The following is a 25,505-nucleotide window of genomic DNA, read 5'->3' as shown; positions in this document are numbered from 1 at the left end:
TCCCACCTAGGCATATCTTGACGCGAGAGGCCCGAAGGTCCCCCTCTTTGGCCCGTAGGCATTATGCGGTATTAGCCATCGTTTCCAATGGTTATCCCCCACATCAAGGCAATTTCCTAGGCATTACTCACCCGTCCGCCGCTCGACGCCCATTAACGCACCCGAAGGATTGTTAGTGTCGTTTCCGCTCGACTTGCATGTGTTAGGCCTGCCGCCAGCGTTCAATCTGAGCCATGATCAAACTCTTCAATTTAAGATTTTGTGACTCAACGAATACTGACTTCAAAACTAATATTCATTCGAAAATGAACATGTAATTCTAAAGCTATTATCATTCCAACAGAATGATAATGAATTGACTGTGCCAAATACCTTCTTTCTACAAGAGAAAGTAGTTATTTGTATTGGTCACTCAGTTCATTGAAATCAATTTTGATTCCGAAGAATCTGTTTTATCTAACGATAAAACGTTTTGATATTCATCAACGAGTGCCCACACAGATTGATAGGTTTAAATTGTTAAAGAGCGCTAGCGTTTTGTGATTCACATCTCAGTCGCTAGGGGTGCGCACTATACCTGCACCACTTTGAGAGTCAAGGGTTATTTTCAAACTCTTTTTCTCTACCGATTTCGCTGTGTGACTTTCGTCTCACTCCGTGTCGGTGAGGCGGCATTATAGAGAGATTGAAGGGGAGCACAAGGGCTTTTTGAAATAAAAGTTTTGTTCGCCTAAAAAGCCACCAGATCCGCATTTTTCGAATAAAAACTAAACATTTGAGACGTATCACAGCAATACATTGGAAAAATGGAAGCCATGAACGTAAGATTCATGTGTCTATTTTGTTAATGGTAGATGCGTCTATTTCGTTTATTAATATGTAGTATTCCGATATGAACTCAAAAAAATCGATGTTGTTAATTGTCGCACTGGCTGTATTAGGCGGCATTGTTTTCTCTCAGGTAGATATATCGCCTGCAATTACCTTTATCCTTGGTGTCTTGGCTTCCGCTTTTGTTGTTAACTTTTCAAGCACCGACTCAAAATCAGATTCAGAACCTAAGGCTTCAACAAAAACACTTTATGTGGGTAACCTTCCATACAAAGCGAACGAATCACATGTACGTGAATTATTCTCAGAGCATGGTGAAGTATTTGCAGTACGTTTAATGAAAGACAAACGTACTGGTAAAAGAAGAGGCTTTGGATTTGTTGTTATGGCAAGTAATGATGTGAATCATGCAATATCTGCACTTAACGATAAAGATTACATGCAACGAACTTTAAAAGTACGTGTTGCAAATGATCCTAAACATCCTGAAGCGGACGAATCTGAATTGAGCTAAACCCTAACTGCTTTAACATGCTATTTAGTGCACTTTCTTTTTTAGGAAGTGCACTACAAAAAACCTCACGCACTCCCCCCTCTTTATTATCACTTTCCAAATCCAATAAATCTTGCACTCGCTTAGCGATCGCTTTACCAGAATCAACCAATAAAACATTGCTACCTAAGACCTGTTGAATCTCTGACTTTATCAATGGGAAATGTGTACATCCTAAAACGGCCACATCTATAGTGTTGAGCATCGGTTGAAGGATTTGCTGCAACTCTTGAAGATTAATCACCTCACCTCTGAGTTTCTCTTCTGCCATATCCACCAGCCGAGTAGAACCTAAAAGCTCGACTCTTTTGTTACTCGAGAAGTTTTTGATTAAGTCATGCGTATATTGACGAGTGATCGTTGCGGGAGTAGCAATAAGACCGACCGCTTTATTAGCAAGCAGGGATGCAGGCTTAATTGCCGGAACAACACCGACAATAGGGATAAGATTATTAGCTCTGAGTGTCGGTAAGACAATCGTGCTCGCCGTATTACAAGCTATCACTACAATATCAATCGCGTGACTAGCCACAAAACTGGCCACGATGCTTTGAACTCTGCGAATGAGCACTTGCTGGTCGAGTTCACCATAAGGATAAGCCTCGTTGTCGAATACATAGATATAGTTATGATTCGGTAGTAACTGACTTATCTCTTTATATACAGATAGACCACCCACTCCAGAATCAAAGACCAATATATTTTTTTGTAGACTATCCGACACAGCGATTACCTATAATAAGTTTCGCTGCAATGATACTCCTTCGCTTAGTTTTCGCCAATCCTCACTCTATATAATGCAAGCTTTATAGCGTTGATGAACAAAACGCTCACCTTCCTCTACATTTTGTAGCTCTACCTTAAGCCTTCCTTTAAAACACGGTGCTGACGTCACTAGAGTATGGAACTCACCGTCTTCGCCACATGAATCGACATGACTCGGTAAACTGCCTATTAGTTCTGACGTGTATTTCTGCCCACAGTAGCTCTTATCCAATGTATAGCTATCAACCGTGACGAGAAAGGTTTCGATTCCTCTGTTTATTATCTCACTAGCAAGAGCTTGACTGCTCTCTCCCATTAGAGGAAATACACACTCCCAACCCGCCGGTTCTATATAGCTTTTTCGGTAGTCGGCTATTCCGTTACAAAACATATCGCCAAATGCGACCGCATCAATTGATAAGCCAGACCCTTTCAATGCTGAGACAATCGTACTTTGGTAAATCTCATTACTTGGGAACACTTCGGGAAGCTCTATGGTGATGAGTGGCAACCCGATTAATTGTGCCTGCATAGCAACTACATCAATCGGAGTCACTTGGAAAGGGACTTCATCTCCAACATACGTAGTATAGAGAGCAACAGCTTCATACTCGGTACTCTCAAGCAAACGCTCTAGGGTTAAGGTGGAGTCTTTACCTGATGACCAACTTATGACGACTTTCTTTTTCATTGATATACCCAATAAGAAAAAACCGCCCGAAGGCGGTTTAGGTGTTAATTAGAATTGGTAAGTAGCATTCACGTAATATGTACGCTCTGGTGATGGGTATCCACCAGCAGTCTCGTACTCTTCGTCAGTTAAGTTATCCACTCGACCATTTAAAGTAAGGTTTTCATTCGCATAGTAGTTCACTGAAACATCAAACAAGCTATACGCTGCGAGATCTTCAGAGAAGTCCGGTCTCTCACCTACATATTGGTAACCTAATGAAACATCAACATCATCGAAACTAGCCACTGCATTATACTTGTAAATCTTCTTAGCTCGGCGTATCAGTTGCTCACCAGATTGATCTTCTGGGTCTTGGAAGTTAGCGCTCACTTGGTGATTAATAAAGCTAGTATCAAATCCAACGACCATTTCAACACCACGTAGTTGGCTTTCGCCATCGGTATTGTAGTACTTGCTTGTCGCGTAGTTGTAATCAATTAAGTCTTCAACGTTCGTGTCATAGCCAGTAATCGACCAATCAACGTCCTTGATTAAGCCACCAAAAGTCAACTCGAATGAATCTGCCTTTTCAGCTTCTAACTGTGCATTACCGTAGTAGCTATATAGTTGATATAAGTTAGGTGCCTTGAAGGATGTGCCATAAGCTGCTTTCACAACAAGCCACTCAGCATAACGATAGCCTAACCCGGTGTTGTAAGTGGTTTCAGTACCAAACTGCTCATTATCATCAACGCGAAGGCTCAGCTCGCCAAACACTTTATCCGCGTCTGCATTTAATGCTGCAAAGTATGCAACATTCGTTCTGTCATATTCAGTATTCGAAGGCTTCACAATATAAGCCTCATCACGCCAATCTACACCGCCGCTTAGAGTCAGTGCCGAAGTCAATTTGTATGAATTCACCCATTGAACATTTAGCTGTTCAAGCTCATCAGATGTTGCTGACGCTGAGTTCTTGCCTAAAGACTGTTCGTAGTTCCAGTTATCTTGATTCTGATAGTTAACTAGGAAATCAGACTTAAGTTCACTGCCACTATATTTAACCCCAGCAGCAAAGGTAGAATTCTGAACTTCTGCCTCTTTGTAAGAGTGGACAGGTGCTCCCGTAATATAATCAACATACGAACCATCATATTGAGAGATAGTCTCAAACATGCGGAAGTTAGCAAAACCACTCCATTGCTGATCAAAGTTATGAACATAACCAATTAGTGCGTTGCGCGATTCAAAACCATGGCGGTCACCATCATTTATTCCAGGCATTGGATGAACGTTGTATCCCTCATCGGAATCGTAACCAACAGACACGTTCAAGTGACCATTTTCACCGACCTTAGTACCACTAACAAAGCTCAGCTCCTGGTAATCTAAGCTTCCTAAACCTGCACTAACTGCCGTTTTTTCATTGTCAGAGTTTGCAACAGTAATAATGTTGATAACACCGCCGATAGCTTCTGAGCCATACATAGCAGCACGGGCACCTCGAACGTATTCCACACGATCAACGAATGTAATTGGTAACTGGCTAAAGTCGACTCCACCTTTTGCAGCGCGAGCAAAACGAATGCCGTCAATTAACACAAGAACCTGATCAGAGTTAGCACCTCGAACAAAGATCGAAGCTTGCTGGCCTCTACCACCATTCTGTGTAACTTGAATACCCGTTAATCGTTTGAATACATCAGTTAGTGACTTAGCTTGAATACGAGCTATATCTTGACGTGTCACAACCTCAACTTGAGCGACAACACTTTCAGTGCTTTGCTCAAAACGGTTAGCCGTAACCACCATGGTTTCGTCGGCAGATGCTTGTTGGGCGTGTAAATTGGAGATAGGTGAAAGCAGCGATGCTACAGCAACCGCTAAAAGGGATTTGTTCATGTTGTGATCCTAAATCGCGTAAAGTCCTACCAAACCACATCTTATGGTTTGGCCGCTGGCAGGTATTCGGACTCAAGAGCACAACCTTTATGGTTACCTAATACTCGACTTCCCACAAAAAGCTATTTGCAGTGTCTTATGAATACTCGTTCTCTTTTACCGCTGCGCGTCAGTTCTGGATTTACACCAGATTCCCTCTTCAGCCATCTATACATCTAAATGACACCAGCTTGCCGAAGATAGTATTGACCTCTGAATCATTTGTCTAGTCTAAGATAGTTATAAGCTATAGTTTTCATGGCCTATTTACACTGAATGACTCTCAACACTGGACAAGCGCCTGTGATTGAATAAAATCTGCGCTCTTGATTTAAAAGCACGACAGCAAAAGGCATAACAATGGCGAATTTAGATGTAAACCCGCAACGCTACCAAGAACAACTGGCAGAAAAGACAGAGCGTCTTACTGAAATGTTCTCAGAATATAATGTGCCTGAGCTGGAAGTGTATGAATCTCCAGAACAACACTACCGCATGCGTGCTGAGTTCCGCGTGTGGCATGAAGGTGACGATATGTATTACGTCATGTTCAACCAAGAGACTAAAGAAAAATATCGCGTAGACCAGTTCCCTGCTGCTAGCCGTCTAATCAATGACTTGATGCCTCTATTAACGGATGCAATGAAGGACAACCACTCTCTACGCCACAAACTATTCCAAGTAGATTTCCTTTCTACATTAAGCGGCGAGATTTTGGTGTCACTACTTTACCACCGTCAATTAGGTGAACAGTGGATTCAAGATGCTAAAGTACTTAAGCAGCAATTAAACGATGAAGGTTTTAACCTAAACCTGATTGGTCGTGCGCGTAAGATGAAAATCGTACTGGACCGTGACTACGTTATTGAAAAGCTAGACGTGAATGGTGATAGCTACATCTACCAACAAGTAGAGAACAGCTTTACTCAACCAAACGGAAAAGTAGCAGAGAAAATGTTGGAATGGGCTGTCGACTGTACTCAAGACAGTAAAGGTGACTTGCTTGAGCTTTACTGTGGTAACGGTAACTTCTCATTAGCGCTGGCACAAAACTTCGAGCGTGTACTGGCAACAGAACTGGCGAAGCCGTCAGTGGAATCTGCGCAATACAACATCGCGGCGAACAACATTGAAAATGTTCAGATCATCCGTATGTCTGCAGAAGATTTTACCGTAGCAATGGAAGGCAAGCGTGAATTCCGTCGTCTACAGCAAGCGAACATCGATCTTAAGAGCTACAACTGTAACACTATCTTTGTTGATCCACCGCGTTCAGGTATGGATGTAGATACTTGTAAGATGGTTCAAGGCTACGAGCGTATCATGTACATCTCTTGTAACCCTGAAACGTTGAAAGAGAACCTAGAGATCCTAAGCGAAACACACAATATCACTCGTTTTGCTCTGTTTGACCAGTTCCCTTACACCCACCACATGGAAGCGGGTGTATTCTTAGAGCGCAAAGCATAAGTCTCGCTTTCTCGGCCTAAGACAAACAGCAAATACAAAAAAACGAGCCAATTGGCTCGTTTTTTTTATTTATAGATTGGTTTAAGCGGTTTTACCGATAAAGCCTAGCTTCTTACCTACCCAGGCTAAAAGCAGCATCGCGACAATAATCGCAAAGAAGTTTGAACCTGCATCAGGGTGTTGTGCTTTCACAAAAGCCGAGTGGCCAAATGCACCCACGAAGAAACAAGCTAGACCTACTAGTGGGATATCTTCAGATACTGGATTAGTTAGGTATTCTTGGTAAAGCGCTTGTACTGCCAAAACTAAAGCGATAAGCGGGAAAATAGAGAAGCCCACTTCGCTCATTGTTACCCAAGATAACAATGCATCACCACACACACCAGCTACAACAGCAAGTACGAGTGTCTTTCTTTCAGAACCACGGTTTACAGTATTATTTTCATTCGACATTATTCAATCCCGCCTTTTAATCGGTTACGTTCACGTTCTTTACGATACCAAAAAGCTCCTTTGGCCATCATTCGCAATTGCATGATCAAGCGTTCAGCCAATTCATCTCGCTGACGTCGATCTAAATCTAATGCTTCTGCCCCTGAGTTGAAGACTAAGATGACCGAGGCTTCAGCTTGAGTGAAAGCTTCGTCCCTTGTCATACCAGTCGTTATCAAATATTCGGTTAACTCAGCAGAGAAGTGCTGTATCTCACGAGCTACCGCTGCACGAAACTCAAATGAAGTTCCTGAGCGCTCTCGCAATAACAGTCTGAATACGTTAGGGCTGCTTTCAATGAATTCCATAAAGGTTTCAACCGATGTGCGAATCACACTGCCTTCTTTTACTATGCGTTGCCTAGCTTGACGCATTAACTGGCGCAACAGTAAGCCACCTTCATCAACCATGGTTAAGCCAAGCTCATCCATGTCTTTGAAGTGACGATAAAAGGAAGTCGGTGCTATTCCAGCCTCACGAGCGACTTCTCTCAAGCTTAGATTGGAAAAACTACGATCGGCACTGAGCTGGCTAAATGCTGCATCGATTAAGCTGCGACGAGTTTTTTCTTTTTGCTGTGCGCGAATGCCCATTGGTTTCATACTTTATCAATTTCTTCTTTTACAGCCTAAACAGGCATGTCTAATACTCTGTTTAATATAACGCGAATCACTTATTTATATAAGGCACTCTGGTTATATAAGACACTAAACATACCTCTTTGTTCACGTACCGAAGTAAATACGTTCGCAGAAAAAATTTCAATATCCACACTGTCATTTGGAGACATACGACAGACCAAATATTATTTTTTCGATAACACTGCGTGATCCCACCGACTCTCTGATGCCCTTTTCATGTACCCAAGAACAGAATCAGTTAAAATCTCGCTAAAGCAATGTTAATCAAATATAACAAGGAAGATATCTATGCCGCACTCCAACCACTTTGATGTAATCGTAATTGGTAGTGGCCCCGGAGGAGAAGGGGCAGCGATGGGATTAACCAAAGCCGGGTTGAACGTTGCAATCATTGAGAAAGAGAGCAGCGTTGGTGGTGGTTGTACTCACTGGGGAACAATACCTTCAAAAGCACTGCGCCATGCCGTAAGTCGTATTATCGAATTCAACAGTAATCCGCTGTTTTGTCAGAACAACAAAAGCATTCACTCTACGTTTTCCAACATTTTGGGTCATGCTAAATCAGTTATCGATAAACAGACTCGATTACGCCAAGGCTTCTACGACCGCAACCAGTGCACGCTGGTATTTGGTACTGCACGTTTTATCGACACCAACACTGTCTCGGTAATGCAAAGCGATGGCACTGAAGAACATTACAGTGCAGACAAATTTGTTATCGCGACAGGCTCTCGCCCTTACCAACCAGATAACGTCGACTTCCTGCATGAACGTATCTACGACAGCGACTCGATTCTTTCTCTTAAACACGACCCGCAACACATCATCATCTATGGTGCTGGCGTTATTGGTTGTGAATATGCGTCGATTTTCCGCGGTTTGGGTGTAAAAACCGATCTTATCAATACTCGTGACCGCTTGTTGTCATTCCTAGACAATGAAACCTCAGATGCACTTTCTTATCACTTCTGGAACAGCGGTGTCGTGATTCGCAACGATGAAACCTTTGAGAAAATTGAAGGGACTGATGATGGCGTGATCATCCACCTAGAGTCAGGTAAAAAGATGCGTGCTGACTGCCTGCTCTATGCCAATGGCCGAACGGGTAATACCGACAAACTTAACCTTGGTGCTGTTGGCTTAGAAGCGGACTCTCGAGGTCAGGTATCAGTGAATACCAACTACCAAACTAGCGTTGATCACGTTTACGCGGTAGGTGATGTCATAGGCTACCCTAGCCTAGCAAGCGCGGCTTATGACCAAGGTCGATTTGTTGCCCAAGCAATTGTCAAAGGCGAAGCAGAAGGTCACCTAATTGAAGACATTCCAACAGGTATCTACACCATCCCTGAGATCAGCTCTGTAGGTAAAACAGAACAAGAACTTACCGCTGCAAAAGTACCGTATGAAGTAGGACGTTCTTCATTCAAGCACCTAGCTCGCGCTCAAATTGCGGGGAAAGATATTGGTAGCTTGAAGATTCTGTTCCATCGCGAAACCAAAGAGATTTTAGGTATCCACGTGTTTGGTGAGCGTGCAGCTGAAATCATTCATATCGGACAAGCGATTATGGAACAAAAAGGTGAAGCAAATACCATCGAGTACTTTGTGAATACGACCTTTAACTACCCAACCATGGCAGAAGCTTATCGTGTTGCAGCACTCAACGGTCTTAACCGTTTGTTCTAGATAAAGAACCGATAGGAGTATTTGACCACCCATAGGCCAAATACATAAACAGCAAGCCGCGCGCTTGCTGTTTTTATTTAAGACATTGAATAATAGGGCATTAGTAGCAATTAGATCATGATGTTCTAAATACCTCTTTACCTGTACAACCTCATTTACCCTTCCATAAACAGAGTCCCAAGAGCTAAGCGAGAAACTCACCCTTCTTCCACTGAGAAACAAACAACACACCCAAGCCAACCCCGCGCATTGCCATAAAGCTCAGCATCGCTAGCCACAGTGCATGGTTCTCTAAACCTGATGCTAAGTAGAAAATCGCGAAGAAACTGCAGGTCGCAACAAACATACTATTGCGCATATCCTTGCCTTTAGTGGCCCCAACAAAAATACCATCCAACAAGAAGCACCACATAGACACCAATGGCATTGCGATTAACCACGGTAAATACACCTCGGCTTGGCTCTTCACGTCTGGGATTGTAGTGATCATATTAATTAAGCTCGAGCCAGCAATTGCGAATACTATGGTCAGTACCAAACAAATATTGAAGCTCCAGAAGAAAGTACCAATCAATGACTGGTTCAGTTCATCTTGGTCTTTCGCACCTATCGCCTTACCGACCATGGCTTCCATTGCATAGGCAAAACCATCCATCCCATAAGAGATGATCATCAAAAAACTCATCAACACTGCATTGGCCGCAACAACATCATCGCCAAAGCTTGCACCTTGGAAGGTCATGAAAGTGAAAGTCGCTTGTAGGCACAATGAACGAAGAAAGATATCGCGATTCAGTTTCACGAAACGACTCAAACCTTGGCTGGTTTTCTTAAGCAGATCCCATGGCGATGGCAACTGTTTCTTCGCCCAGATTCGGTAAACACAAATCAGGCCAAATGTTAGACCAGCATAATCAGCCATTACAGATGCCAATGCTGCACCTTCCACTTGCCACCCTAAACCGATAACAAAAACGATATCCAAAACGATATTAGTGACATTGGTGATTATCACCATCCACATTGGTGCTTTGGCATTTTGAGTCCCGAGTAACCACCCCAAAATCACAAAGTTAGTCAGCGCGGCAGGTGCACTCCAAGCGCGGATTGAGAAATATTGCTGACCATAATGCTTAACTTGATCACTGGCGCTGCTCAATGAGAAAACTAAATCGGCGACTAGACTGTGTAAAAGCAAAAAGGCACCTGCAAACCCTAAAGCCATGGTCACGCCTTGCACAAAAACTAAGCCAAGCTGCTTGCCATCATTTGCGCCATAAGATTGCGCGGCTAGTCCTGTTGTCGACATACGCAGGAAACCAAGCAACCAAAAGGTCACGCTGATCATGGTACCGCCCAGCGCCACACCGCCTAAATACCAAGAGTGCTCCAGATGACCGATAACCGCAGCATCGACTAAGCCCAACAGCGGAACGGTAATATTGGAGAGAACCATCGGGATCGCGAGCAACAGCACTTTTTTGTGCATCGCCTGATTGGATAGCGTTTGAAAAATAGTTTGGGGATTAAATAGCTTCACGATCACCTCTTAGATTAGAGGCGATAGTTTAACCTAGTGAGTGTGCTTTCACTATGTTGTGGAATTTTACTTATACCGGTTATGTACTCAGTGACTCGAAATGCAGAATCGTTCGGATTACCACTTAACAAGCACTAATTGCGGCGTTAAACGCTTTTTGACCTGAAAGATCTTACAAAGAAGTCGTTGCCACAATTTCCAACGATTGCATTGTTGATCAAGCGGAGAAAACGCTTTTACCCATTGCGCCCATGGCAACCAATTAAGAACGCTGTCTACCGGAGAAGACAACCCGTGAGCATATTCACCAGATCCTAGCTTCTGCCCCAACGTACTTGAGCTCTTATCTCCGGCCAAGACTAAGCAGGCGTGGGCGTGAGTAAAATAACGACTGAGAGACTGAATAAAATGTGCCGTCTGCTGTTCATTGCAATCAAGCAACGCATGTTCACACACCACCATTACCGAGGCTTGCTCTGGGATGTTCAGTTCATCGAGCCACGTTAGATCGTCAACCGAGCCACATTCCAAACGATAGCGTTCATTTTTGTGGAACAAACGCTGGCGCCAAACTAGGTTTTCTGTGACATCTAATTCAACCCAATGACAGCGGCCATTATCTAAACGGTAGAAACGGGTATCGAGCCCGGCTCCAACATTAATGACCCAAGCATCTGGGTTGTGAGATAGAAATTGTTGAACTTGAGAGTCACAAAGTTGAGTCAATGTTGCGTAGAGAAGCTGTTGCTGGTCGAGTTCGCCAGTAAGACATTCTGGTGCGAGTTGGCAACGCTTACAGGCTTGTGCTGCTATAGGGTCATAAACGAGACCATCATCGGCTAGACTTTCACGACTACGAAACCAAAGATGTTGAACGAGGTTCGTCGGAACTTGGAATTCTTGATGTGCGGAATGTTGTTTAGAGGCGTGCGGCTTACGAGTAAGCGGCTTAATTTGAGGTTTGGTTGGATTTGGCATCATCATCTTCCTTGTATCTCGACAAAGAAGATGATAATGAATATCAATTACAATAACAAGTTATTGAGAATAAATATCAATAAGCTGTTTGTACTGACTACATCCAGTCGGTGTTGCGAATAATACCAACCGCAAGTCCTTCGATAGACAAGTGTTGAGATTCTAGATCGACATGGATTGGAGAAAACTCTTCATTTTCAGCATGTAACAGAACTGTTGAACCTTTACGTTCTAGGCGTTTTACCGTTACATCATCATCGACACGAGCTACGACAACCTGACCATCGCGTACATCTTGTGTTTTATGAACAGCCAGTAGATCACCATCCATAATACCGATGTCTTTCATACTTTCGCCATTTACACGAAGTAAGAAGTCAGCTTGTGGTTTAAACATGCCTGGGTCAACTTGGTAATGCATTTCTACATGCTCTTGAGCCAGAATAGGCTCACCAGCGGCAACCTGACCGATCAAAGGCAGACCTTGCTCTTCGTTTGCTGCATCTTCAAGCAAAATACGAATACCGCGAGACGCACCCGGGATAATCTCAATCGCTTCTTTTCGAGCAAGAGCTTTCAAATGTTCTTCTGCAGCATTAGCAGAACGGAAGCCTAGTTCACGCGCGATTTCTGCACGTGTCGGTGGCATACCGGAATCTTCGATCTTACCTTTGATAAGGTCAAAGACTTGTTGCTGGCGGGGCGTTAACGGCTTCATGATTCACCTGTCTTTTTATACAGTTGACTGTGAGTATATCCAGTAACTGAACAAAAGCAAAGCAATTGGTTGTTTTTAGTTCATTTTTAGCAAATTACAAAAATAAAATATCTAGCCACACATAACCGGCTAGTGCCAAACAGATGAAAACCGCAGCCGAACCGACATCTTTCGCCATCCCGGAAAGCTCATGGTGTTCACTGCCGATTCGGTCGACAACCGCCTCAATCGCGGTATTGATTAGCTCAACAACCATCACCAACACGACTACTGAGATCATCAGGATTCGCTCTACTTGGCTTACATCTAAGTAAAATGCCAACGGAATAAGCACGGCCGCCATGAACACTTCTTGCCGAAATGCAGCCTCGTTTTTAAACGAACTGGTAATGCCTTGCCATGAAAAGCCTGCTGCTTTGATGATGCGTTTGAATCCGGTGTTTGATTTTTTCATCATTTTTAACCCTATACTCAATCAGTCGATGAATGATTTTCCACAAACTTAACGGCAATATGACTATTTCCATTAAAAGGTTAGACCAGTTTCTGGTATTCTTGCATCGATTAAATTTACGCCTAGGCTTATCCCTATTTCACTCATAGGATTTATCCTTTTTATCATAGAAATAGAGATACGCTTCAGCACATTGAAATAACTATTGAGGCAGTGAACCTATATGTCTTCTGGACAATCTTTTTCACGTTCATTAATGAAGCTACCTTTATCCGTATTGGTAAAGGGCACATCAATTCCTTCAAACCCTGTCGAGGATTTGAACATTGATTTGAGCAAACCGATTGTATACGCCTTACCGTTTCGCTCAAGTGTAGACATTCTTACATTGCAAAAACATGCACTTGAATTAGGTCTACCTGATCCGTTGAGCATGCTTGAAATCAACGGCAAATCACTGCAACGCTACGTTTTTATCTCTTCTCGCAAAACTCTACTGCAAGACGATGATTATGTACCAAGCTCTTCAATTGAAGTTTTCTCTGAATTGCTTTCACTGCACGCTGACGACTCTGAACTCGATGTTCAAGTCATCCCTGCCACTGTGCTGTGGGGACGCAAACCTGGTAAAGAGAATAATCAGAAGCCTTACCTACAGGCAATGAACGGCTTAGAGAAATCAAAAGCAGTATTGCTAGCAGGCCGCGACTGTCTGGTTCGTTTTAGCCCAGTGGTTTCTCTACGCTATATGGCCAATTCACACGGCACCGACAGCACCATCGCTCACAAACTGGCGCGCGTGGCACGAATTCACTTTTCTCGCCAGAAACTTGCTGCCTCAGGTCCTAACCTGCCAAGCCGCCAAGCTCTGTTTGATCGCCTACTAAAATCAGAAGCGATCAAGAAAGCGATTGAAGACGAAGCGCAAGCAAAGAACATCTCGATCGAGAAAGCGAGCAAAGAAGCTCAAGATATCATGGACGAGATTGCGGCGAACTTCTCTTACTCGCTGATCAAGCGTGGTGAGAAGATTCTTGGCTGGCTGTGGAATAAGCTATACCAAGGCCTGCATATCAGCAACGCTTCAACGGTTCGTAAACTGGCTCAAGATGGCCACGAGATCGTTTATGTGCCTTGTCACCGTAGCCACATGGATTACTTGTTGCTTTCTTATGTGCTTTACCACGAAGGCATGGTGCCTCCACATATCGCTGCGGGTATCAACCTGAACTTCTTCCCTGCAGGTCCGATTTTCCGTCATGGTGGTGCGTTCTTTATTCGCCGTAGTTTCAAAGGCAATAAGCTTTACTCGACCATTTTCCGTGAATACCTAGCGGAATTGTTCGCTAAAGGTTACTCAGTAGAGTACTTCAGTGAAGGTGGTCGTTCTCGTACTGGTCGTTTACTGCAAGCGAAAACGGGCATGCTGGCGATGACAATTCAAGCAATGCTGCGTGGCATGAACCGTCCAGTGACGTTGGTTCCTGTGTACATCGGCTACGAGCACGTGATGGAAGTAGCGACCTACGCAAAAGAACTTCGTGGCAAACGAAAAGAAAAAGAAAACGCGAGCCTAGTGATTCGTACCATTCGTAAGTTGCGTAACTTTGGTAAAGGCTACGTTAACTTCGGTGAGCCGATTCAGCTGAACCAATATCTGAACGAGCACTCACCAGAGTGGACTAAAGATATCGATCCAATGGGAACCAGTAAACCACAATGGATGAATCCAGTGGTTAATGACTTGGCAACCAAAATGATGACGCACATTAATGATGCGGCAGCGACCAACGCACTAACACTTTGTGCAACGGCGCTATTGGCTTCAAGACAGCGTGCATTGTCTCGTGACTCTTTGGTTTCTCAGATCAATTGCTACCTGTCTCTGCTTAAGAACGTTCCATATTCCGCAACTTTCACTGTGCCAAAAGACAGCGCTGAAGATCTGGTAAAACATGCTGAATCACTGAACAAGTTCTTAATTGAATCAGACTCAATGGGCGACATCATTTCGCTAGACCGTCATCAGTCAATTCTGATGACCTACTACCGTAATAACATCATCCACTTGTTTGCATTACCATCGTTAATTGCTCAAATGACCATTCGTCAGCACGGCCTAACGATTGATACGATTCAAAAGAATGTTGCAGCAATCTACCCGTTCTTGAAGAAAGAGCTGTTCCTAAGCTACGACGAAGATCAGCTTGAAGATGTGGTTTCAAAGATCATTGAAGAACTAGTCGGCCAAGGCATGCTTGTAGTTTCTGATAACGAAGTCACCATCAACCAGTCAAACAGCCAAGCACTGATGCTACTAGGTCGTACGATTTCAGAGACACTACAACGTTATTCAATTGCTCTGAACCTATTGGCTGAGAATCCTGATTTGGATAAATCAGACCTTGAGCAGAAGAGCCAAGACATTGCACAGCGACTTGGCCGCCTGCAAGGCATCAATGCACCAGAGTTTTTCGATAAAGGTGTGTTCGCTTCAATGTTCGCAACTCTGAAACAGCAGCAATATCTGGATAACGATGGTAACTGTGATCTAGAAAAGACTCAGCAATTCGCTAAGCTTCTCTACTCAATGCTTTACCCAGAAGTACGTTTGACGATTCAAGAGAGTATCCACCAAGCAGAGTAACAACCCGTTTGGTGTCGCTTTAATAGCAAAACGGAACACGATCAAAAAAGGCACCCAATGGGTGCCTTTTTCTTTAGCATTCGTTAGCTCGAAAAGCTGATGCTTACCAGAAGGTAATGAACAAACCCACGGTCACTGCCATTCCAACATAGTTGTTGTTGAGAAAAGCTTGAAAGCATAGGTCGCGGTCTCGGTGGCGCATCAGATGTTGTTGATACACAAATAAGCTCCCAGCTACCAACAGTGCCCAATAGAAGGTGTCACCTAATTGGTAATACATGCCTAACGCAATCAGCATCGCTAGGGTGACGAGTTGCAAAGAACCAATAATCAGTTTATCGAAGCGACCAAATAAAATAGCCGTCGATTTAATGCCAATCTTCAGATCGTCATCTCGGTCAACCATCGCATATTGCGTGTCGTAGGCAATAGTCCACAATGCATTAATCACGAAGATGAACCAGACAACGCTTGGTAGCTCATTGGTTTGCGCAGCCCAAGCCATTGGTATTGCCCAGCTGAACGCCAACCCCAGAAATATCTGAGGAAGGTGTGTAAACCGCTTCATAAAAGGATAAATAAAAGCTAAACCAACACCGATAAAAGAGAGCTTTATGGTCAGTGGATTCATGGTGAGTACCAACAAAAATGAAACCACGGCTAGCACTAAAAAGAGCAGAATCGCTTCCTTACTGGAAACCAAACCTGAAGGTAATGGACGCTGCTTGGTACGTTTAACATGACCATCTACTTTACGGTCAGCAAAGTCATTGATCACACAGCCAGCTGAACGCATCAACACCACGCCGAGTACGAAAACAACCAAGACATCAAAATCAGGCATACCTTGTGCGGCGATAATCAGTGACCACAAGGTCGGCCAAAGGAGTAACAGGGTACCAATCGGGCGATTCATTCGCGTTAATTGCCAATACGCCTTCGCTTTGGTGGCAAGCATTTACACACTCTCCTTAGAGTAAATGGGTGATGTTGGTAAAAACAGTTCTGCCACAAGCATCGGTTTATGGTTCATCCATAATCGAGAACGACGCGCGAGTAATCGCTCATCGCCTGCGATAACCCAACCGACTTGCAGCGCATCTCGCTCCACGTTCTCAGCACTGAAAACGGTCAATCCAAGCGGGACATTACCTTGTTGAGAAAGGTCAGAGTGTTGATGGTCTTCTAATGTGACTCGGGGGATCAAGGTTCGACCTAACACCCACGGTTCGTCATCACCCTTTAAAATCACTTTACGCAGTAAGCAATCAAACGATGATAAAAGATGTTCCTCGTCCTGTTGTAGCATTGAGCGTTCTACAACTTGATTATGAAGCAACTCAACAGACAGGTGCTGACAGCACTTACCCAACTTGCGGGAAAGAGAACCTTGCTCCATCAGCCACTCTTTGGTGGTTTTATTAGGAAAATCAAATGTTTCTGTACTTTGCCAATCTACATTCATTAACGAATTAAGATACAGCGATATTGGCTGATTCATACTAGTATTCAATAGGTGACTTTACACGTACAATAAAGCTTCAACTTTCGAACAAAATTAAAGCGTTCTTCGAATTGTAAACGTATTTAGATTTAGACCGCTCATTGTAACAAGACTAATGCGTTTCGAATATCGCGAATAAACTAAAGAAAAGTCACAAATATGCACAAACGTTATGTAGCCCAAATATTTCTTGCGATTACCCTACTCTTTTCAGCATCAAGTTTCGCTGAAGAGGAGTCGGCAGCTAAACTCGCCTACTTCACACTAGAGCCAGACCTGACCACCAATTTTTACACTAAAGGTAAAAAACTGGGCTACATTCAGGTTCGCCTCGACATCATGGTGGCAAATAGTAACGACTTGGCCGCTATTGAGCATCACCAACCACTGATTCGCGATGCGGTGATTGAATTGCTTGGCAAACAAAACGAAGAAACCATTAAGTCTCTATCCGGCCGTGAAGACTTAAGAAAATCCTTAGTTGAGCACCTCAACAAGATTTTGCTTCCAGAGACAGGTAAAACCCTGATTGCTGACTTACTGTTTACCAAATACCTTTATCAGTAATGATGTAAAACGAATCCCAATAAAAAAGCGGCTCATCTGGCCGCTTTTTTGTCTCTATCGTTTGCCTACTCACGAGAAGAGATGAGTTAACTTCTTGCCGAGCTTGGTGCTTTCATCGCATCGATAAAGCCAATAATCACACCAGCGGCTAGGCCAGCTAAATGCGCAGTATTGGCGATAGCCATAAATGGCTGCATGTACCCAAGTACCAACCACACCAACATAAAGCCGACAATCTGTCTCGGGATACCTAAACCAAGTTGCGGCGCCTTCGCACCGACAACCCATAAGTAACCAACCAAGGCATACACAACACCAGACAAACCACCGAAGTTCGCCCCCTCAACCCAATACTGCCCAGCACCTGAAAGCGCAGAAGAGACAGCAAATATTTGCAGTAACTTAAGACCGCCTAACTTTTTCTCAATATCTCCACCCAGTTGCCACCACCACAAGATATTAAATGCGATGTGCATAGCTGAGAAATGCAAAACAGCATGACTGAGCCAGCGCCACAATTGCCATTGCTGCCCATCAACCGCAGGGAAATGCAATGCGTTAAAAATCGCTTGCCCGAACCCTATCTGCTGCAAAGCAAAAATCACCACACACACCAACATGATACTCAGTGTCACTGGGCCAGCTTTGGCTTTTATCATGCCCATGAAGCTTGGCGTGTGATAATGAAAGTTGCTCTTTCTAGTCTCTGCCATATCCCAAGACGCCGCTTGATAACGCTTATGATTGGGTTCCGACAAAAAGCGGTTGAGCTCAGCTTCAGTTTCCACCTGAAATTGACCATCAATAAGCCAAAGAGCAAAACGCCCTTCCCCCTCAGGAGACATCTGAATAGGGATCTGACGAGACGCCATATAATCAATAAATGCTTGAGCAAGACGTGGGTTGTCTAACACCATCAATCTAATCATTGTTACTTCCTATTCATACTATGAGAGATGCTTGAAGCGATAAAGGTAATTAACCAGCAATCACAGGAAGTTCAGCACGGTGCCAAGCTTCGAAACCGCCGTCTACACTATATACCTCTTCAAAGCCTTGGTTCACTAAATATTGTGCTGCACCTTGGCTACTAATACCGTGGTAGCACATCACCAAGATAGGTTGTTCGAACTCAACCTCATCCATGAACGACACCATTGTATCGTTAGTCAGGTGGTAGGCTGTTTGTGAGTGAGCAACCGCAAAAGACTGCGGGTCACGTATATCGACAAGTCGAGCGTTGCCTTGTTCAATGAGGGCTTGAGCGCCTTTAACATCGATATGTTTAAACTGGTCCATGACTTTCTCTTTTTATACTGATTTACTTTGCTGCCATTGTAACCTATCCCAAGGCCAACATTCACATCCACTTAATAAGGTTATCCACCAGCGATCACTTTTACACCATTTGTGGATAAATCTGTGAATTGCGTGAATAAAGTGCCTTTTCAAAAATAGATCCACAACATGTAGTAATGATCCTGATCTAACTGTGGGTTAACTAAAACATATCCCCACTCAAAAAACCCGTTCAAAGCCTTACTACACCCTGCTTTTAGACAGCTGGCGAATAAACTTCTCACAGAGTTATCCACAAAATCATTTTGCAAATTTCGATCGCAAAAGTTGAGAAATCGATCCAAAACAAAAAGGCCGAGATCTCTCGATCTCGGCCTTTTCAAAATTTAGCTATTTGTTAGCTCTACTATTAGAAGGTAGAAGCTAATAGAAACTAGATGCTATTAGAAATCACCAACGGCTTGTTTCAATTTCTTCATCGCATTCTTTTCTAACTGGCGAACACGTTCTGCAGAGATACTGTAGGTATCTGCTAAGTCTTGCAGGGTTGCCTTGTTGTCGTCTAACCAACGTGAGCGAACAATGTGTTGGCTACGCTCGTCTAAGCTTGCTAGTGCTAACCCTAGGCGATTATTAGTATGTGACTCCCAGTTAGCCGCTTCAACCGTTTCAGCAACGTCTGATGCTTTGTCTTCTAGGTAGTAAACTGGAGCAGTATAAGCAGAACCGCCATCGTCATCGTCCATAGGCGCTTCAAACGTCGCGTCTTGTGCCGCTAAGCGAGATTCCATTTCACGAACTTCAGAAGGCTCAACACCTAGCTCACGAGCAACTGTCTCAACTTCACCGTTATTAAACCAACCTAAACGCTTTTTAGACTTACGAAGGTTAAAGAACAGTTTACGCTGTGCTTTAGTTGTCGCAATTTTAACGATGCGCCAGTTACGCAGAACGTATTCATGGATTTCAGCTTTGATCCAGTGAACTGCGAAAGAAACCAATCGAACACCAACTTCTGGATTGAAGCGCTTAACAGCCTTCATCAAGCCGATGTTACCTTCTTGGACGAGATCAGCCATTGGCAGCCCGTAGCCAGAGTAGCCTCTTGCAACGTGCACCACGAATCGTAGGTGGGAAAGGATCAAGCCTTTCGCAGCATCGATCTCACCTTTGTAATGTAATCGCTCTGCAAGTCCACGTTCCTCTTCAGGTGTCAGCATTGGGTAGCTGTTCGCTGAGCGGATATAGCTATCTAAACTATCTTGTGTGACTAAAGCCATTTGATACGCTTGGTTTGCCATTCGGTTCCTCATCAATCTCTGATCTGGAGTAATACATCTATTAAAACCCGACAATCTTGAACCTAAAATGAACAGGTTTCAAGGAGGGGGAAGTAATTATGCATAATCAATTCGTCTATACAAGGCAAAAACTGGTTAAGAAGTGCCTATTTTTTGTCTAAATATGACTCTATTCACCTAAACTGGTTCAATTTCTTTTAGGTGACGCTGTGCAGAAAGCTTCGCAGCCACACTACCCAGCAGAGTTCCGACGATCAAAAGCAGTAAAGATTCATCCCAACTCAGGCCAATTAAACGGAAGTGGCTGTCGTATAGCTGAGCCAAGTCATCCACTGCGCTGTTCAGTAATACGGTAATTAATGCAGTCATTACCCAAGCGCTAATCGAACCTAATACGCCAAACCACATCCCGGCATAAAGGTATGGTCGAAGAATGTAGCTGTCGGTCGCACCAATCAGCTTCATGGTTTGAATCTCTTCTTTATGCGCCAACACATTAAATCGTAGTGTATTGCCGATAATCAGAAATACCGCGCCCAACATCAATACCGTTAAGGTAATCACGATGACAGCCGCTAATGCTTTGATCGCATCTAATCGAGCTAGCCAATCTTCGTCTAGGCGAACATCGGTGACTAATTCTTGTTGTTTAACTGTGCCTGCCAGTTCTTTAATTAAGGTATCGCTGTGTACGCTTGGCGTAATCACCAACACACCTGGCAGTGAATAATCATCTAGGATAGTTAGGGCGTCTTCAAAACCAGAATACTGGCTGAGGTCTGCAAGTCCTTGCTGCGGAGAGATGTACTCCACCAGCTCGACTTGATCCCAACTTTCGATTTCATCCTTAAGCACCATTACTCGTGGCTCAGGAATACCATCCTCTACATAAGCACTTATTTGTGACGGGCTAGTGACATCTTGCGCCACTTCACCCACATTTTTACCCAATAGGTACAAACAAGCTGGCATCGCCAACGCCATAGAGATCACCGCAAGGGTCAGCAAGTTGCCTAACGGGCGCTGCCACATTTGCGAGAACGATGACTTGGCTTGTTTCCAGTGAACAACAAAGAAGCCGTCACTTGAAGCGCGGTTTGCTGCTCGATTAGATTGAGGTTTTTTGATGCGCTTATTCGCGGCCATAGTCTTCAACCTCACTCAAAAATCCTTGGTTTAATTCAAGATGGCGGTACTGAGGGCGAGTGTTCACTAACCCGATATCGTGCGTCGCTAGGATGATCGTCACACCTGCGCGGTTGAACTCTTCAAACAATCGCAACACACGGTTAGATAATTCAGGGTCTAGGTTACCTGTCGGCTCATCAGCTAAAAGCAGAGTTGGACGGTTAACCACGGCGCGAGCAATACCCACACGTTGTTGTTCACCACCAGAAAGTTGACTTGGCAAACAACGGGCTTTATCTAATAAACCAGTTTTGTCCAACGCAGCACTGACTCGGCGTTTTATTTCGTTTTCAGAAATAGATTCAATACGCATAGGCAGAGCGACGTTATCGAAAATCGAACGGTCCATCAGCAGGCGATGGTCTTGAAAAACAATCCCAATATTACGGCGTAAGAAAGGAATGTCTTTGGCTGGGATACGAGTGATATCGTGATCGTTGAACCAGACTCGTCCATCGGTTGGACGCTCTATCGCGCAGATCAACTTCAGCAAGGTACTTTTACCAGCCCCAGAGTGCCCACCCAAAAAAGCCATCTCTCCACGTTTCAGGTGAAAGTCTACTTTTTGGAGCGCTTGTCTTCCACCTCGGTAAGCTTTACTCACTTGCTGAAATTTGATCACCGAAAATTCCTCTTACGATCACTAATATCAAATTTAAAAACGGTAGCAAATTAAGGATAAACCACTTTGCTACTCGCGTTACTCTTCGCGGCTAAATAGTGCTTCAATGAAGTCTTTAGATTCAAATGGACGCAGGTCATCAATACCTTCACCCACACCAATGTAGCGGATTGGAATCTGGAACTGGTCAGCAATTGAGAAAATCACACCACCTTTCGCCGTACCATCTAGCTTAGTCAATGTAATACCCGTGACCGGAGCCACTTCACTGAATAGTTTCGCTTGGCTGATAGCATTCTGACCCGTACCTGCATCTAGCGTTAGCATGATTTCGTGTGGTGCAGAGTCATCAATCTTCTTCATTACACGAACGATCTTGCGTAGCTCTTCCATCAGGTTGCTCTTATTCTGCAAACGACCCGCTGTATCGGCAATCACAACATCAACGCCACGCGCTTTCGCTGCTTCAATCGCATCGTAGATAACAGACGCACTGTCCGCACCAGTGTGCTGAGCGATAACTGGCACATCGTTACGCTGACCCCAAACCTGAAGCTGTTCAACCGCTGCTGCACGGAAGGTATCACCCGCAGCTAGCATCACTTTCTTGCCTTCATTTTGGAATTGTTTCGCCAACTTACCGATCGTAGTTGTCTTACCCACACCGTTCACACCAACCATTAAGATAACGTAAGGTGTTTTAGTGGTATCAACAACCAGTGGCTGTTCCACTTGACTTAAGATGTCTGCCATCTCTTCTTTGAGCAAACCATAAAGCGCTTCACCGTCTTTTAGGTCATTGCGAGATGCTTTTTCTGTCAGGTTTTCAATGATCTTAACGGTAGTATTCATACCCACGTCAGCAATCAGAAGTTGCTCTTCTAGCTCTTCAAACAGATCTTCATCGATTTGCTTACCTTTGAATAGACCAAAGAAACCCGCACCGATGTTTGCTTTAGTACGACTTAGGCTGCGCTTAAGGCGAGCAAAGAAGCTTTCTGTCGGCTTCTCTTGTACTTCTTCAACCTTAGCTAGAGGAACAGCCACTTCTTCCTGTTCTGCTTCTGCTTCTGCTTCTGCTTCTGCTTCTGCTTCTGCTTCTGCTTCTGCTGCGACAGGTTGCTGTTCTTGTTGAGTTTCTTCAAGCGCTTGTTCAGATTCAGTTGGCTTAGCGACTTCAGCTTCAGGCGCGACCTGTTCAGCCTCAACTTGTGATTCAACTTCAGTTTGATCTTCAACGCTTTCTACGTTCGCTTCATTCTGAGTTTTTAGGCTTTGTTCTTCTTCACCAAAACCAAGCCACGATAATAATCCGCGCTTCTTTTTTTCCGTCATCAGAGGAGTTTCCTAGATCTACTAATTAGCTGTATTGACTTAATACACGTCGACTCTTTGCTATTGTTATACAATACAAGCTTGTACAAACGAATAGTAAAGAAAAATGACAAAGCAGTGATAAGTTTGCTTTTAGCTTGATACACTTTGTCATTGCAAATTTATTTAATACACAAACCCACTTAAATTGGGCTCGGTATAGTATCACTTTATTAGCGGTCAAAAAATCTATGGTAAGACGTCGCCAGCAAAACACATCACAAAAAAAGCCATCCGGAGGCTTTGTTCGAATTATTAGTGGCTCATGGAGAGGTAGAAAGCTACCAGTTCATGATTTAGAAGGATTACGCCCAACCATTGACCGAGTAAAAGAGACACTCTTTAACTGGGTGGCTCAAGATATCCCACATTCAACTTGCTTGGATGTATTTGCCGGTTCTGGCGGTCTAGGTTTTGAAGCAGCTTCTCGCCAAGCAAAAATGGTGACACTGCTCGAAATGAATCAAAAGGCAGCCAAACAGCTTTCTGATAACGCGAAAGAGCTCAAAGCAGACAACATCAATGTCGTGAATACTGATGCTATCTCTTTCCTTAAGAAACCGGGCACTCCTTACGATATGGTTTTCCTTGATCCACCATTTCGTAAAGGCTTACTGGCAGAAACAGTACAACTGCTTGAGAGTAACGGTTGGCTTGCAGACAATGCCATCATTTACGTCGAGACAGAAAAAGAACTGAAACTCGAAGCTATGCCAGAGAACTGGGAATTGCATCGCGACAAGACCACCGGACAGTCAAGCTACCGACTGTTCAATCGAATCACTGAAGAATAGGAGTTATTGAATGAAGTTCTTGCTTCCACTAGCAAAAGCAGCCATCGCCTTTGTTTGGTTTATCTTAATCGTAAATATTTTCTACCCGTTCCCGGGTAATGCTGCGATTGCGCTTTATATCATGACAGCATTCTTGTTCTTCATGCACGGCCTGCAGATGCTGATTTTCATCGGTGCATTCGGCGATAAGATCGAGATGTCACGTTGGGAGAAGTGGTCAATATTGATTTTCGGCGTCTTTGCCTTACTCGATATCCGACGCAAACACATGATGTAATCAAGCTTAAGCTCAGATATAAAACGCTTAGCTAAAGAAAACATCATGACAGAAACAGTGAAACAAAAACGCCGCTCATTTGAGCGGCGTTTTTTTATTTACTGTGGTAACGACATTAAGCCATGTAGCCTTTCACACCATCTAGGAACATTTGCGTCGACAACATAACCAGCAACAAGCCCATCAAGCGTTCGATGGCTTTAAGGCCCCTCTCACCCAGCACTCGCAGGAAGAAACCATTAAACATCAGAATAAAGAAGGTAGCCCCCCAAGCCAGCATCACCGCGCCTGAAAGCTCTAACATATTGTCAGGGTGCTGAGTCGACAACAGAATCAATGCCGCAATAACTGAAGGGCCAGCAATCATTGGGATCGCCATCGGCACAATAAACGGTTCTTCACCCGCCGCAAGGCCGGTAATACTGCCCGCACTTGGGAAGATCATCTTAATCGCGATGATGAACAGAATAATACCGCCAGAGATACTCAAGGTTTCAGGCTGCACGTGCAGGAAGTTCATGATGCTTTGACCAGCAAACAAGAACAACAGCAGAATAATCAGCGCAAACATCAGTTCACGAACAAGAACAATACGGCGACGCTTCGGATCAATATGCTTAAGGATAGAGAGCACGATTGGTAGATTACCAAGCGGATCCATAATAAGAAACAGCATGGTCGCTGCAGATAAAATTTCCATAAGTTTGTCTCGAAAAGCGTAAGTGCGCGGAGTATAGCAGCCTCAACATTGATTTTCGAACGCAGTAATAAAAGGATTAACTTATGTAATTAGAAGGGAATTTTTCGAGAGCAAATAGAAAGGTAATTTAAAGAGTGGAACCGAAAACATCGCACCCACTCCTCTTAATCTATAAAAGCCAAAAGGCTCTAAAAACCAAGTCACTGGGAATTAGTGGTTACACACACGTTCGCGATTAGTGCAAAGCTTATCATCAATAACTACGACCTTTTCCATCTTCAAGAAAAACTTCAGCAATCCATCTAAATCCAGGCCGTTCAGCTTACAGGTATGAAAGCGCGCTTCTGCGCCATAAGTTTGAGCAAGCTCCTGCGTCAACTCTTCGCGAGTCAGTGGCTTTTCACTCAGTAGGTTTAAAACGTTGTGTGCATGAATTTCGGTAGTCATAACTCTATCTCATGTTTAATGAAGTAGATGTAGAGTACCT

Annotated in this window: 26 protein-coding genes, 1 rRNA gene and 1 riboswitch; of the genes, 7 read left to right on the top strand and 20 right to left on the bottom strand. The window is 43.9% G+C overall.

Annotated elements, in window-relative coordinates:
- Positions 1-253: ribosomal RNA gene (locus L4C44_RS21980) — 16S ribosomal RNA — on the bottom strand; the annotation flags it as partial.
- Between the two features lie 639 nt (positions 254-892).
- Between L4C44_RS21980 and L4C44_RS21975 the strand changes: the two genes are divergently transcribed.
- A complete protein-coding gene (locus L4C44_RS21975; protein ID WP_017061054.1) occupies positions 893-1,345 on the top strand; it encodes an RNA recognition motif domain-containing protein in 453 nt (150 codons plus the stop codon).
- Here L4C44_RS21975 and murI read toward each other — a convergent pair.
- The 3 genes from murI to btuB form a co-directional block, all read right to left on the bottom strand.
- Positions 1,308-2,108 carry a glutamate racemase gene (gene murI, locus L4C44_RS21970; protein WP_146492135.1) on the bottom strand — a complete coding sequence of 267 codons (801 nt, stop codon included), beginning with the start codon at positions 2,106-2,108 and terminating at the stop codon, positions 1,308-1,310. The two genes, L4C44_RS21975 and murI, sit on opposite strands and share 38 nt — an antisense overlap.
- A gap of 66 nt (positions 2,109-2,174) precedes the next feature.
- Positions 2,175-2,840 carry a Dph6-related ATP pyrophosphatase gene (locus L4C44_RS21965; RefSeq protein ID WP_210447755.1) on the bottom strand — a complete coding sequence of 222 codons (666 nt, stop codon included), beginning with the start codon at positions 2,838-2,840 and terminating at the stop codon, positions 2,175-2,177.
- A 48-nt stretch (positions 2,841-2,888) separates the two neighbouring features.
- Positions 2,889-4,724, bottom strand: coding sequence for a TonB-dependent vitamin B12 receptor (gene btuB / locus L4C44_RS21960; protein WP_428805703.1), 1,836 nt, complete (start codon positions 4,722-4,724; stop codon positions 2,889-2,891).
- A gap of 40 nt (positions 4,725-4,764) precedes the next feature.
- Positions 4,765-4,969: riboswitch (cobalamin riboswitch) on the bottom strand.
- 154 nt (positions 4,970-5,123) lie between these two features.
- Between btuB and trmA the strand changes: the two genes are divergently transcribed.
- Positions 5,124-6,233, top strand: a complete 1,110-nt coding sequence (gene trmA, locus L4C44_RS21955) for a tRNA (uridine(54)-C5)-methyltransferase TrmA (protein WP_019820518.1) — start codon at positions 5,124-5,126, stop codon at positions 6,231-6,233.
- Positions 6,234-6,314: 81 nt separating this feature from the next.
- Here the strand turns inward: trmA and L4C44_RS21950 are convergent, their stop codons facing one another.
- Positions 6,315-6,686, bottom strand: coding sequence for a YijD family membrane protein (locus L4C44_RS21950; RefSeq protein WP_004736696.1), 372 nt, complete (start codon positions 6,684-6,686; stop codon positions 6,315-6,317).
- On the bottom strand, positions 6,686-7,327 hold the full coding sequence (fabR, locus tag L4C44_RS21945) for an HTH-type transcriptional repressor FabR (protein WP_010438693.1): 642 nt from the start codon (positions 7,325-7,327) through the stop codon (positions 6,686-6,688). The genes L4C44_RS21950 and fabR overlap by 1 nt, the downstream gene beginning before the upstream one ends.
- Positions 7,328-7,654: 327 nt before the next feature.
- Here fabR and sthA point away from each other — a divergent pair, with 327 nt between their 5' ends.
- Positions 7,655-9,055, top strand: coding sequence for a Si-specific NAD(P)(+) transhydrogenase (gene sthA / locus L4C44_RS21940; RefSeq protein ID WP_061019802.1), 1,401 nt, complete (start codon positions 7,655-7,657; stop codon positions 9,053-9,055).
- A 184-nt stretch (positions 9,056-9,239) separates the two neighbouring features.
- Here the strand turns inward: sthA and dinF are convergent, their stop codons facing one another.
- The 4 genes from dinF to L4C44_RS21920 all read right to left on the bottom strand — a co-directional run bounded on the left by dinF (position 9,240) and on the right by L4C44_RS21920 (position 12,748).
- Positions 9,240-10,595: an MATE family efflux transporter DinF gene (dinF, locus tag L4C44_RS21935; protein WP_327785149.1), complete on the bottom strand. Its 1,356-nt coding sequence runs from the start codon at positions 10,593-10,595 to the stop codon at positions 9,240-9,242.
- Between the two features lie 117 nt (positions 10,596-10,712).
- Complete coding sequence (locus tag L4C44_RS21930) at positions 10,713-11,573, bottom strand: class I SAM-dependent methyltransferase (RefSeq protein ID WP_428805702.1); 861 nt, start codon at positions 11,571-11,573, stop codon at positions 10,713-10,715.
- Positions 11,574-11,670: 97 nt separating this feature from the next.
- Positions 11,671-12,291, bottom strand: coding sequence for a transcriptional repressor LexA (gene lexA / locus L4C44_RS21925; RefSeq protein WP_019820514.1), 621 nt, complete (start codon positions 12,289-12,291; stop codon positions 11,671-11,673).
- 94 nt (positions 12,292-12,385) lie between these two features.
- Complete coding sequence (locus tag L4C44_RS21920) at positions 12,386-12,748, bottom strand: diacylglycerol kinase (protein ID WP_210447752.1); 363 nt, start codon at positions 12,746-12,748, stop codon at positions 12,386-12,388.
- 220 nt (positions 12,749-12,968) lie between these two features.
- Between L4C44_RS21920 and plsB the strand changes: the two genes are divergently transcribed.
- A complete protein-coding gene (gene plsB, locus L4C44_RS21915) occupies positions 12,969-15,392 on the top strand; it encodes a glycerol-3-phosphate 1-O-acyltransferase PlsB (RefSeq protein WP_210447751.1) in 2,424 nt (807 codons plus the stop codon).
- A gap of 103 nt (positions 15,393-15,495) precedes the next feature.
- Here the strand turns inward: plsB and ubiA are convergent, their stop codons facing one another.
- Together ubiA and L4C44_RS21905 are read right to left on the bottom strand one after the other, a co-directional pair.
- Positions 15,496-16,350 (bottom strand): 4-hydroxybenzoate octaprenyltransferase, encoded by an 855-nt coding sequence (ubiA, locus tag L4C44_RS21910; protein WP_146489778.1) that lies wholly within the window; start codon positions 16,348-16,350, stop codon positions 15,496-15,498.
- Entirely contained in the window at positions 16,351-16,893 is a 543-nt protein-coding gene (locus L4C44_RS21905; RefSeq protein ID WP_186727999.1) for a chorismate lyase, read from the bottom strand. It lies immediately after the preceding gene.
- Positions 16,894-17,055: 162 nt separating this feature from the next.
- On the opposite strand from L4C44_RS21905, the gene L4C44_RS21900 reads away from it, so the two are divergent.
- Positions 17,056-17,463 carry a flagellar basal body-associated protein FliL gene (locus L4C44_RS21900; RefSeq protein ID WP_048610748.1) on the top strand — a complete coding sequence of 136 codons (408 nt, stop codon included), beginning with the start codon at positions 17,056-17,058 and terminating at the stop codon, positions 17,461-17,463.
- A gap of 86 nt (positions 17,464-17,549) precedes the next feature.
- Here L4C44_RS21900 and glpG read toward each other — a convergent pair whose 3' ends face one another.
- The 6 genes from glpG to ftsY form a co-directional block, all read right to left on the bottom strand.
- The gene (gene glpG, locus L4C44_RS21895; protein ID WP_428805701.1) at positions 17,550-18,392 is read right to left on the bottom strand and encodes a rhomboid family intramembrane serine protease GlpG; all 843 of its coding nucleotides are present in this window, start codon (positions 18,390-18,392) and stop codon (positions 17,550-17,552) included.
- Positions 18,393-18,441: 49 nt separating this feature from the next.
- Positions 18,442-18,762 carry a thiosulfate sulfurtransferase GlpE gene (gene glpE, locus L4C44_RS21890; RefSeq protein ID WP_048658877.1) on the bottom strand — a complete coding sequence of 107 codons (321 nt, stop codon included), beginning with the start codon at positions 18,760-18,762 and terminating at the stop codon, positions 18,442-18,444.
- A gap of 443 nt (positions 18,763-19,205) precedes the next feature.
- Positions 19,206-20,063, bottom strand: coding sequence for an RNA polymerase sigma factor RpoH (gene rpoH, locus L4C44_RS21885; RefSeq protein ID WP_017055518.1), 858 nt, complete (start codon positions 20,061-20,063; stop codon positions 19,206-19,208).
- Positions 20,064-20,240: 177 nt separating this feature from the next.
- Entirely contained in the window at positions 20,241-21,209 is a 969-nt protein-coding gene (gene ftsX, locus L4C44_RS21880) for a permease-like cell division protein FtsX (RefSeq protein WP_017061038.1), read from the bottom strand.
- Positions 21,196-21,873, bottom strand: a complete 678-nt coding sequence (ftsE, locus tag L4C44_RS21875) for a cell division ATP-binding protein FtsE (protein WP_004736585.1) — start codon at positions 21,871-21,873, stop codon at positions 21,196-21,198. The genes ftsX and ftsE overlap by 14 nt, the downstream gene beginning before the upstream one ends.
- A 78-nt stretch (positions 21,874-21,951) precedes the next feature.
- On the bottom strand, positions 21,952-23,208 hold the full coding sequence (gene ftsY / locus L4C44_RS21870; protein ID WP_428805700.1) for a signal recognition particle-docking protein FtsY: 1,257 nt from the start codon (positions 23,206-23,208) through the stop codon (positions 21,952-21,954).
- Positions 23,209-23,438: 230 nt separating this feature from the next.
- Here ftsY and rsmD point away from each other — a divergent pair, with 230 nt between their 5' ends.
- Positions 23,439-24,041, top strand: coding sequence for a 16S rRNA (guanine(966)-N(2))-methyltransferase RsmD (gene rsmD, locus L4C44_RS21865; protein ID WP_017061036.1), 603 nt, complete (start codon positions 23,439-23,441; stop codon positions 24,039-24,041).
- Between the two features lie 10 nt (positions 24,042-24,051).
- Complete coding sequence (locus L4C44_RS21860) at positions 24,052-24,318, top strand: DUF1145 domain-containing protein (protein ID WP_016784000.1); 267 nt, start codon at positions 24,052-24,054, stop codon at positions 24,316-24,318.
- A 115-nt stretch (positions 24,319-24,433) separates the two neighbouring features.
- On the opposite strand, the gene L4C44_RS21855 is transcribed toward L4C44_RS21860, so the two are convergent.
- Positions 24,434-25,018 carry a YhgN family NAAT transporter gene (locus L4C44_RS21855; protein ID WP_146489783.1) on the bottom strand — a complete coding sequence of 195 codons (585 nt, stop codon included), beginning with the start codon at positions 25,016-25,018 and terminating at the stop codon, positions 24,434-24,436.
- Between the two features lie 210 nt (positions 25,019-25,228).
- Positions 25,229-25,465: a YecH family metal-binding protein gene (locus L4C44_RS21850; RefSeq protein ID WP_017061034.1), complete on the bottom strand. Its 237-nt coding sequence runs from the start codon at positions 25,463-25,465 to the stop codon at positions 25,229-25,231.
- Between the last annotated feature and the right edge of the window lie 40 nt (positions 25,466-25,505).

The sequence above is a fragment of the Vibrio satsumensis genome (assembly GCF_050337435.1).
Lineage (GTDB): Bacteria > Pseudomonadota > Gammaproteobacteria > Enterobacterales > Vibrionaceae > Vibrio > Vibrio satsumensis.
Note: the sequence above shows the minus strand (reverse complement) of the source record. Positions and strands in the feature narration are given on the sequence as shown.